This window comes from Nonomuraea sp. NPDC049646 (assembly GCF_044465525.1).
In the GTDB taxonomy this organism is placed as follows: domain Bacteria; phylum Actinomycetota; class Actinomycetes; order Streptosporangiales; family Streptosporangiaceae; genus Nonomuraea.
The window spans coordinates 74,342-81,379 of sequence record NZ_JBITLU010000031.1; the positions used below are offsets into that span (position 1 = coordinate 74,342).

The following is a 7,038-nucleotide window of genomic DNA, read 5'->3' on the forward strand; positions in this document are numbered from 1 at the left end:
AGTAGCATCATGCGTACTCTCAGACACGATGTGCCGGCATCGCTGGTGGTGTTCCTCGTCGCGGTGCCACTCTCGCTCGGCGTCGCCCTGGCCGCGGGGGCGCCGCTGGCCGCCGGGCTCGTCGCCGCCGCGGTCGGCGGCATCGTCGCCGGGCGGCTGGGCGGCTCGGTGGTGCAGGTCAGCGGCCCGACCGCGAGCCTGACGGTGGTGATCGCCGGTCTGGTGCAGACCTACGGCTGGCGCGCCACCTGCCTGATCACGATCATGGCCGGCGGGCTTCAGGTGCTGCTCGGCGCGTTCAAGGCGGCTCGGGCCGCCCTCGCGGTCTCGCCCGCGGTCGTCCACGGCATGCTGGCCGGCGTCGGCATCATCATCGCGCTCGCCCAGCTGCACGTCGTCCTCGGCGGCAGCCCCGAGCAGTCGCCGTGGGCCAACCTGGCCGAGCTGCCCAGCCAGATCATGGACCTGCACGGACACAAGGTCATGGTCGGCATCCTCACCATCACGGTCCTGCTGGCCTGGAGCCGGATGCCCAAGCACGTCCGGGCGATCCCCGCGCCGCTGGCCGCGCTGCTCGCCGCCGCCGTCACCGCCGCGGTGTTCGGCTGGAACGTCACCCGCATCGACCTGTCCGGCGCGATCACCGCGTGGGCGCCTCCGGTGCTGCCGGCCGGCGACTGGCAGCACATCGCCATGGGCGTGCTGCTGGTGGCGCTGGTGGCCGGGGCGGAGTCGCTGCTGTGCTGCGTGGCCACCGACAGCATGCACACCGGCCCCCGCTCCGACCTCGACCGCGAGCTGACCGGCCAGGGCGTGGCCAACATGGTGAGCGGCGTGCTCGGCGGGCTGCCGGTCGCCGGGGTGATCGTGCGCAGCACCACCAACATCCAGGCGGGCGCCCGCACCCGCTGGTCGGCGATCCTGCACGGCGTCTGGGTGCTGCTGTTCGCCCTCTGCCTGGGCTGGACGATCAAGCTGATCCCGATGGAGGCGCTGGCCGCGCTGCTGGTCTTCATCGGCATCAAGACCATCAGCCTCGGCCACCTCAGGAAGGTCCACGGCCACAACGAGGTGCCCGTCTACGTCATGACCATGTCAGGCGTGATCCTGGTCGGGCTGGCCGAGGGCGTCCTGGCCGGGCTGGCGCTGGCCGCGCTGCTGGCGCTGCGGCGGCTGACCCGGGTGACCGTGGACAAACGGCAGGAACCCGGCGGGGTCCTGCACGCGACGGTCTCCGGCTCGCTCACCTTCCTGGGCGTGCCCCGGCTGACCCAGGAGCTGCGCGCCATCCCGCCGGGCGTCGCCGTCGACCTCGACCTGAACATCGACTTCATGGACAACGCCGCCTTCGACGCGATCCACTCCTGGCGGCTGGACCACGAGCGCCTGGGCGGCACCGTCACGATCGACGAGCTGCACGACGAGTGGTACACGATGGCGGCCAGCGGCGGGCGCATGTTCCCGGCCAAGAGCCCGCCCAAGGCGCCCGGCCGCTGGTGGCTGCCGTGGACCCACCGCGGCCGTCCGCTGTCGGCCACGGCGGCGATCGAGTGCCGCCTGGCCCAGGGCGCGGACGAGTTCCACAAGCGCACGGCCCCGCTGCTGCGGCCCATCTTCACCCAGCTCGCCACCCAGCAGCGACCCTCGCACCTGTTCATCACCTGCGCAGACTCGCGGGTCGTGCCCAGCCTGATCACCTCCAGCGGGCCCGGCGACCTGTTCACGGTCCGCAACATCGGCAACCTCGTGCCGTGCGCAGGCTCCGAGCCGCACGACGACTCGGTGGCCGCCGCCATCGAGTACGCCACCGGCGTGCTGAGCGTGCACACCATCACCGTCTGCGGCCACTCCGGCTGCGGCGCGATGGCGGCGCTGCTGAAGGGCCCGGCGACCACCGAGGGCCTGCCGCAGCTCAGCCGCTGGCTCCGGCACGGCCACCCCAGCCTCGACCGGCTCGGCGAGGGCGGCCACGACGCCGCCGCCGAGGACGCCGCCCTCGACGCGCTGTGCCGGCTCAACATCCAGCAGCAGCTGGAGAACCTGCGGACCTACCGCAAGGTCGACGAGCAGGTCAGGGCCGGGCGACTGACGCTGGTGGGGCTGTACTTCGAGATCGGCTCGGCGCGGGTGCACCATGTGCCGCCGCGCGCGCCGGCCGCTCCGGAGTCGGACGGCTCGCTGCCGGCCGGGCCCAGCCCCGCGTAGCCGCCGCCCCGCCGCGCCGGTCCGCCCGGCGCGGCGGGGTCACACCACGTGGTTGCGCAGGCCCAGCTCCTCCGGGTAGGGGGAGAAGTACGTCTGGTCCTGGACGTAGGTGGCCGCCTCGCCGCGGGCGTGGTGGCGCAGCAACGTCAGCGGGACGCTCAGCGCCACCCGGTGCGCCGCGTACGAGCCGATGACCTCGACCAGGTCGGCGCGGCGCACCGGGTCGAGCTCGTCGCCGAGCATGCCGAGGCAGTGCTGCAGCACGTTGACATTGCGCCCGATCGACGCCTTGACCGCCATCGCCCGCCGGAACGCCGTGCCGTACTCCGCGGCCAGCTCCTCGCGCGGCCGGATGCCCGCGGCGGCGACCAGGCGGCCGGTCTCGCGGTAGCCCTCGGTGGAGTGGGCCAGCAGCTGCATCTTGTGCCGGGCCTGGAAGGCGACCAGGTCGCGCGGCCGCCAGTCGCTCTCCAGCAGCTCGCGCAGCCGCGCGTGGGCGAAGATCCGCTCGACGAACGCCTCCCGCAGGACGGCGTCGTTGAGCCGCCCCTCGTCCTCGACGGGCAGCAGCGGGTGGCCCTCGATCACCGCGTCGGCGAACAGGCCCCGGTTGTCGCGGGTCACCGCGTGGTCGCCGGCGTAGAGCGGGATGCCGTGGATGCCGCAGCTCGGGCTCTTGGCCTTGAACACGTAGCCGTCGGCCGCCAGGCTCGGGGAACGTTCGGCGGCCAGCTCGTCCATGGCGGCGGTGAGGTCGCGGCGGCTCTGCCGGGTCATCAGGCGGGGCCCGGCGGGCGACCGCTCCAGGCGCAGCGTCTCGCGGGGCGCGCCGAGGCCGATCTCCATCTCGGGGCAGATGGGTATCCAGTCCACGAACGGCGCCAGCTCCTGCGTCAGGAAACGGGCGCGGCTGTGCCCGCCGTTGTGCCGTACCGGCTCGCCGAGCAGACAGCTCGACACCGCCACCCGCGGCCTGCCCCAATCCTGCGCCTGCGCCATGTCCTGACAGATGCCCAGCTCGCGCCTCCGCACGCCACGAAGATTTGTCGCAACCAGGGCGTAGCGTTCAGGCATGACGAATGCGCACATTCCACTTGATGGCGAGCAGTGGCAGCCTGGGGATCTCGTCGTCGACGCCGACGGCGGCCTGTTCACGCGCGCGAGTGCGCAGGACGAGGCCCACGGCGTGCCCTGGGGGCGTCCCCGGCACGCGGCCCGGCACGCCGACGGGAGCGCCCACGTGCCGGCGGGCGAGGTGGGGGAGCAGGTGCCCGCCCGTCCGCTGACGTTGCTGCTGCGCGACGGGCGGCCGGCGCTGCCCGCCGTACCGGCCGACGCGGCGACGGTGCTCGGCACGCAGGCCCGGCAGACCGCGGCGCTGGCCGGCGTCGGCGGCCTGTTCCTGGCCGCCACCGCCTTCGACCCGGACGGCGCCGGCGACCCGAGGGCGGCCCGGCTGCGCGCGGACCTGCTGGACCACGTGGTGGTGGTGGACGACGCGGAGGAGCTGGCCGCGATGTTCGGCGGCGCGGCCGACGGGCTGCTCGTCGAGCTGGCCGAATGGCACCGGCGCAGCGTGGGCGAGACCGCCTGACCGCCGCTCACCCCGCCTCCCGTCCCGCCGGCGGGAGGGCGTACGGCACTCATCATGATCAGCCGCCGAGCCGCGGGCGCTCGGGCGCCGGGGCGGGTCAGGGGTGGTGGGGGGCGCCGGCCGGGCGGCTGCGGGCCATGCGCAGGCGGACCTGGGACGAGGCGCCGCTCTGGGTGATGACGAACTCGTCGCAGAGGCGGCGCATCACCCACAGGCCGTAACCGCCCGGCCCGATCTGGGGACGGGCCTCGGGGCAGGCGTCGGGACGCAGGCGGCCCGCGTGGTCGTCGACGTCGACGGTGAGGAAGTCGTCGTCGGTCCAGATGTGCACCCAGCCGGCCCCGCCCGCGTGGTCGAGGACGTTCGTGACGGCCTCGTTGGCGGCGAGCGCGAGGTCGTCGCCGCGCTGGGAGGCGAGCCCGGCCTGGAGCGCGTGACGGCGGACGAGCTCCCGCAGCCCCGCGAGGTCTCGGCTGATCGGCCAGCTTGCGGCAGCGCCGGGGGAAGGCTCGGACATCGGTCCCTCCTACCCGAAATCACACACCGTGTGCCCATGATGACACTGACTCGGTCGTGCGCGCAGGCCAAGCGGAGACAGAGAAGGGCTGGTCCATCTTGCCCGAGTTGCGGCTTCCGCGCCATGCCCCACCAGGGAGCCTCCCGGCGGCGGGCCGCCTGACCGCAATGACGTACCGAGGGTACGAAAAATAGCAACGTTCCAAATGGGGGATTTATCCGGAACTCCTGGCCGGGAACTCGATCTTGCTCCATCGTTGGCGATGCAACGCGGCTCCGCTGCCGCGGAGGCGCACCGAAAGCCAAGGGAGTTCCATGCTCAACCGATATCGGGCCCTGCCGGTCGCGGTGGCGATGCTCACCGCGCTGGCGGGCTTGGCCGCGCCGGCCGGCGCCGCCACGCCCGCGCAGGCGTCCGCCGTCGCACCCCTCACCGTGACGTTCGCCGCCACGGAGGACGTGTTCATCAGCCAGGCCGAGCCGGCGAAGAGCTTCGCGACCGCGACCTGGATGAGCGTCTGCGGCGCCGCGTGCGGCAGCGCCGTCGCGGGCCAGCGGGTCGGCCTGACCCGCTTCAAGGTCGCCGGGATCCCGCAGGACGCCGAGGACGTCAAGGTCACCCTGGACGTCGTCCCGGCCAGGACGACGGACACCACCGTGTCGGTCCGTCCCGTGACCGGCTCCTGGACCGAGGCGGCCACCACCTGGAACACCCGCCCCGAGTTCGGCGCCGCGGCCGTGGCCTCGCACACCGGTTTCACCGCCGGGACGACGGTCAAGCTGGACGTGTCCGCCGCCGTCAAGGGCGACGGCACGTACGCCTTCGCCCTCACCGGCGGCGACGCCACCGCCACCGTGCTGATGTCCTCGCGCGAGACCGGGAACCGCGGCCCGAAGCTCACGGTCACCTACACCGAGGCCGGCGGCCAGACCGACGGGCCGCTGCCGTTCGTGCTGCCGGGGAAGGCGGCCCTGCGCGGGTCGGCCAAGAAGGTGTTCGCGCACTACTTCACGCCGTATCCGGTGTCGCTGGACAACCAGGCCCCGGCCAATGACTACTACGCCAGGAACTACCTCAAGCCGGACGGCGAGAGCGGCAAGCACGCCGCCTACGGCGGGCTGCTGCGCGACCGGCCGACGGGGCGCGACCCCATCAGCGGCGACTACGCGCTGGCCGACTTCAAGACCGAGGTCAAGCAGGCCATCGCGGCCGGCCTGGACGGTTTCACCGTCGACATCCTGTCGATCACCAGCGCCCACTGGACGCGGGTGCAGAACCTGATCAAGGCCGCCGAGGCCGTGGACCCGGGCTTCAAGATCGTGCTGATGCCGGACACGAACGGCCTGGCCTCGGTGGACAGCGCCGCGTTCGCCACCGCGATGGCGAAGCTGGCCGCCTCGAAGTCGGTCTACCGGCTCGCCGACGACCGCCTGGTGGTGGCGCCGTTCAAGGCCGAGGGACGCACCCCCGCCTGGTGGGCGGCCTGGATGAAGACGATGGAGACCGAGCACGGCGTCAAGGTGGCGCTGGTGCCCTGCTTCCTCGACTTCAACAAGTACCGGGACGCCTTCGCCTCGATCAGCTACGGCTTCTCCAACTGGGGCAACCGCAACCCCGCCGCCAACGCCTCCCTGGGCGGCAACATCGACCGCGCGCACGGCATGGGCAAGATCTGGATGCAGCCGGTGTCGGTCCAGGACGAACGCCCCAACCAGGGCGTCTTCGACGAGGCGGGCAACACCGAGAACCTGCGGGCGACATGGAAGGGCGCGATCGACGGCGAGGCCGACTGGGTCCAGCTCACCACCTGGAACGACTACTCCGAGAACACCCAGTTCGCGCCGTCCAGGAACGCCGGCTGGACGTACCTGGACATCAACGCCTACTACCTGACCTGCCACAAGCTCGGCTGCCCGAAGATCACGAACGACGCGGCGTACCTGACCCACCGGGTGCAGCCGGTCGCGGCCCAGCCCTCCTTCGCGCAGACCAAGCTCATGAAGCTGCGCGGCGGCAGCACGGCCGCGCGGGACACGGTCGAGGTGCTCACCATGCTGACGGCGGCGGCCAAGGTGTCGGTGACCGTCGGCGGCACGACGCAGAGCTACGACGCGCCCGCCGGCGTGTCGGCCAGGACGTTCCCGCTGAAGACGGGCACCGCGTCGGCGACCGTCACCAGGGGGTCGGCGACGGCGGCCAAGGTGGTCTCGCCGTACTCGATCACCGCGACGCCGTACGTGCAGGACCTGCACTACCGCGCGGCCTCCAGCGAACGCTGACCGTCCGGGACCGGGCCCGCGCCGACCGCGCGGGCCCGGCCACGTCCGCCGCCTCGGCCGCGTGGAACTCTCCATGGCCGGTCGGACGTCTCATGGCGGAGGAGTTGACACATGCGCCCTGGCGTGAAAAGCTGAAGGCGGCACCGAGGTTGACACTTATAGTAAGTGTGGACATTCGTTTCTCAGTTGAGTTATGCTGCTGCCTCGCGCCGCCCTTCGACGCCCCGGATTCCGGTCCGGGCGTTTGGCGTGCGCGCAGTTCGATTCCATCCGTGCCCTCCGGAAGGTCAACTGTTGGCAGCCTCGCAGAGTGTTCCCGCCGTCGTTCCCGCTGGTCCTCATCGCGTGTCTTTCGCGCGCATCCAGGAGCCCCTCGAAGTTCCTGATCTTCTCGCTCTGCAGACCGAGTCGTTCGACTGGTTGCTGGGCAACGAGAAGTGGAA

General features: G+C 72.2%; 5 protein-coding genes. 3 read left to right on the plus strand and 2 right to left on the minus strand.

The window, feature by feature from the left end; all coding sequences use genetic code 11:
- The first annotated feature begins 30 nt into the window (after nucleotides 1–30).
- The gene (locus tag ACIBQ8_RS49310) at nucleotides 31–2,205 is read left to right on the plus strand and encodes a SulP family inorganic anion transporter (protein WP_397195672.1); all 2,175 of its coding nucleotides are present in this window, start codon (nucleotides 31–33) and stop codon (nucleotides 2,203–2,205) included.
- A gap of 39 nt (nucleotides 2,206–2,244) precedes the next feature.
- Here the strand turns inward: ACIBQ8_RS49310 and ACIBQ8_RS49315 are convergent, their stop codons facing one another.
- Nucleotides 2,245–3,237 carry a YbgA family protein gene (locus ACIBQ8_RS49315; protein ID WP_397195673.1) on the minus strand — a complete coding sequence of 331 codons (993 nt, stop codon included), beginning with the start codon at nucleotides 3,235–3,237 and terminating at the stop codon, nucleotides 2,245–2,247.
- A gap of 40 nt (nucleotides 3,238–3,277) precedes the next feature.
- Between ACIBQ8_RS49315 and ACIBQ8_RS49320 the strand changes: the two genes are divergently transcribed.
- Nucleotides 3,278–3,799 (plus strand): hypothetical protein, encoded by a 522-nt coding sequence (locus tag ACIBQ8_RS49320; RefSeq protein WP_397195674.1) that lies wholly within the window; start codon nucleotides 3,278–3,280, stop codon nucleotides 3,797–3,799.
- Between the two features lie 97 nt (nucleotides 3,800–3,896).
- Here the strand turns inward: ACIBQ8_RS49320 and ACIBQ8_RS49325 are convergent, their stop codons facing one another.
- Nucleotides 3,897–4,316, minus strand: coding sequence for an ATP-binding protein (locus ACIBQ8_RS49325; RefSeq protein ID WP_397195675.1), 420 nt, complete (start codon nucleotides 4,314–4,316; stop codon nucleotides 3,897–3,899).
- Between the two features lie 314 nt (nucleotides 4,317–4,630).
- On the opposite strand from ACIBQ8_RS49325, the gene ACIBQ8_RS49330 reads away from it, so the two are divergent.
- Nucleotides 4,631–6,595 (plus strand): endo-1,3-alpha-glucanase family glycosylhydrolase, encoded by a 1,965-nt coding sequence (locus tag ACIBQ8_RS49330; protein ID WP_397195676.1) that lies wholly within the window; start codon nucleotides 4,631–4,633, stop codon nucleotides 6,593–6,595.
- The last annotated feature ends 443 nt before the right edge of the window (nucleotides 6,596–7,038 follow it).

Coding starts and splice junctions, on each gene's coding strand:
- ACIBQ8_RS49320 (WP_397195674.1), top strand. CDS start 3,278: ATGACGAATGCGCACATTCCACTTGATGGCGAGCAGTGGCAGCCTGGG.
- ACIBQ8_RS49330 (WP_397195676.1), top strand. CDS start 4,631: ATGCTCAACCGATATCGGGCCCTGCCGGTCGCGGTGGCGATGCTCACC.
- ACIBQ8_RS49325 (WP_397195675.1), bottom strand. CDS start 4,316: ATGTCCGAGCCTTCCCCCGGCGCTGCCGCAAGCTGGCCGATCAGCCGA.